We start from the raw sequence: 2,695 nt of genomic DNA, 5'->3' as shown, positions 1-2,695 counted from the left end.
GTTTCTTCACCCGCATCAAGGGCGGCGTGCGCGCCAGCCAGGCCGACTACCGCCTGCGCGACAACACCCTGGTGACCGACTACGACCAGCGCGTAGCGGCCGACAAGGCGAAGATCATTGCCGCCAACCGTGCCTGCCGTGCACCGTTCCCGCAGGACGACTTCATGGATGCGGCCAGCGGCAATACGATCTCCTCGTGGGCGTACTTCGATCCCAGCTGCCTCTACGCGTCCTTCCGCGGCACCAGCGACAGTGGCCTGGACCCGGACTTCCAGGACCCGAACAACGTCGATGTGACCGAGAAAACCCGCGCGCTGTACCTGATGGGTGAATTCAGCAGCACGCTGTTCGGCCTGCCGGTCACCGGCAATGTCGGCCTGCGCTGGGTCAAGACCGACGTGCGTTCGGAAGGCGTGCGCACCGACCTGGCGGTCATCGACAACGGCGACGGCACGATCCGCCTGCAACCCACTGGTGATTTCACCACCCAGGTGTTCAAGGCGGGCAACGACAAGCTGCTGCCAAGCCTGAATGCCGCGTTCGAGCTGAAGCCGGACCTGTTGCTGCGGGTGGGCGCGTACCGGGCGATGTCACGCCCGGACATCGCCGCACTCGGTGCCGGGCGAACCATCAATGTCAGCAGCGATGCCACCTATACCGGCCTGGCCGACGCGCTGGACGACATCAGTGCCAGCGGCAATCCGGCTGCACAGCCGCTGATGTCCTGGAACGGCGATGTCTCGCTTGAGTGGTATGCGAACCCGGATACGCTGCTGGCCGGTGCGGTGTACTGGAAGCAGTTCAACGGTGGCACCGCCACCGCGCTGGTGCCGGAGACCTACACCCTCAACGGACAGACGGTGACCGTGCCGGTGCGCCAGCAGGTGACCACCGATGAAGACAGCACCCTGACCGGTATCGAGCTCAGTGCCACCCACCGGTTCTCGTACCTGCCCAAGCCGTTCGATGGCCTCGGCTTCAAGGTCAGCTACAACTATGCCGACGCCGACTACCAGACGCAGGATTCGCGGTTGGGCGAGCAGTTGGCCGCCGATGGATCGATCATTCCGGCCATCGTTCCGCCGGCCGGCCTGAGCGGCTTCTCGCGGCATGTGCTGTCCGGTTCCCTCTACTGGGATGTGGGCCGCTTCAACATCCAGGCCATCGGCAAGTTCCGTTCGCACTATTACCAGGACTTCACCGGCAACACGGCGCAGCAGAACCGCTACTACGATGACAACACCAGCGTCGACCTGCGCCTGCGTTACCGGGTGAACAAGCAGCTGTCGCTGTCGCTGGAACTGATGAACCTGACCGACGAGCCACGCGTGGCGTACCAGCCGCTTTACGGGAATTTCCGCGAGGTGGTGAGCTACGGGCGGCGCGCGTATTTCGGTGTACGATACAAGTTCTGAACAGGGCGGCGCGGCCAATGGTCGCGCCGTCGCTCCAACCGGACCCGCACCGTGCCCGGTGGCCGGGGACGGGCCCGGAGGGAACCGCCAAGGGTCAGCCGCATGTCCGCCAACCGTCTCTACCAGACCATCGCCGCCAAGCTCCGCAAGCTGATCGAGGATGGCGAATATCCGTCGGGTTCGCGCCTGCCGGGCGAACGTGAACTTGCCGAACGCTTCGGCGTCAGCCGGGTCACCATCCGTGAGGCGGAAATCGCCCTGGAAGCGCAGGGCTGGATCGCGATCCGTATCGGTTCGGGCGTCTATGTGAAGCCGCGCCCGGCCCAGGCTGCCGGCGGGCTGCCCGATATCAGCGCCTTCGACCTGACCGCGGCGCGTGCCGTATTCGAGGCGGAAGCCGCAGCGCTGGCGGCAAGCAATATCGATGAGGCCGGCAACCGGCCGGACCTGATCGATCGCAGATGCAAAGAACGATCGATCAGGCGAGGGCAACCGAATCGTCCCGCCACAGGCGCCGGTCCCGGCGACGCCCGGCGTATCACTGTGTCTCCTCTAGATGGATTGGGGAGACGTCTCCAGTGGCCAGGTCGTCGCCTCGGCAGTGATCGACCGTATCGTCAACCATGCCGAAGTTATCACCCTCAAAGGCTCCAAGGGACCGGCTCAAACATGCCAAGACAGACTCGCTGCCCTCGGCAAGACCGGAAAATGCGGCAGAAAAACCGACGTCGACGTGCCTTAGTTTTTCACGCACGAAATGGCTCACGCTTCAAGCAGCGCTATTCTCCTGACCAGTGCCGTCGGGACGGCCCCATGAACTCGTCCGGGAATTCCTTTCCGCACGCACCTTGGAGAGCCTGCGAAGCCTACTGCTGGGCGTCGTTGAACCGCTGAGCCAGCACAGGCACCAAGGAGTGCATGTAGCTTCGGGATGCGTGATCCGTGTCGTAGTAGACCTGCAACCCGCCGATGACTGCGTGGCAGGTGTGGTCGTCGCAGAACTGGTCGGAGAGGTCGAGTACCTTGACGGCGGGGCTGCTCATGCCGCGTGCTGCGACCGCAACAGGGTCCGGCTGCAAGGCATCCGCGCGCGGGTTGGCACACGCCGTGGGACTTTGCTGGTTAAGTGCGACACAATCCGGGCTGCTGTGGTGCAGCGTGAGCGGAGTGTCGCGGAGCACATAGATTCGAGAACCGGCGCCCGTCCACTCGGCAAAGCGTTTGGTCACGCCGTCGTTGTATTGTTCCATCTGTGACCGGGCCGTGCCGTCATCTACAGC

Annotated in this window: 3 protein-coding genes; 2 read left to right on the top strand and 1 reads right to left on the bottom strand. The window is 64.1% G+C overall.

Annotation, left to right across the window (positions count from 1 at the left end; translation table 11 throughout):
- A partial coding sequence (locus AB4Y84_RS18800) for a TonB-dependent receptor domain-containing protein (RefSeq protein WP_442250646.1) occupies window positions 1-1,415 on the top strand: 1,415 nt, incomplete at its 5' end.
- A gap of 102 nt (window positions 1,416-1,517) precedes the next feature.
- Window positions 1,518-2,309 (top strand): FadR/GntR family transcriptional regulator, encoded by a 792-nt coding sequence (locus tag AB4Y84_RS18795; RefSeq protein WP_442250645.1) that lies wholly within the window; start codon window positions 1,518-1,520, stop codon window positions 2,307-2,309.
- Here the strand turns inward: AB4Y84_RS18795 and AB4Y84_RS18790 are convergent.
- Window positions 2,282-2,695 (bottom strand): SGNH hydrolase domain-containing protein (locus tag AB4Y84_RS18790; RefSeq protein WP_442250644.1); only part of this gene is annotated, 414 nt, incomplete at its 5' end. The two genes, AB4Y84_RS18795 and AB4Y84_RS18790, sit on opposite strands and share 28 nt — an antisense overlap.

Source organism: Stenotrophomonas sp. 2YAF22 (assembly GCF_052114665.1).
GTDB lineage: Bacteria > Pseudomonadota > Gammaproteobacteria > Xanthomonadales > Xanthomonadaceae > Stenotrophomonas > Stenotrophomonas indicatrix.
Note: the sequence above shows the minus strand (reverse complement) of the source record. Positions and strands in the feature narration are given on the sequence as shown.

What these genes read in the sequence shown, in the direction of transcription:
- AB4Y84_RS18795 (WP_442250645.1), top strand. Translation starts at nt 1,518, where the DNA reads ATGTCCGCCAACCGTCTCTACCAGACCATCGCCGCCAAGCTCCGCAAG.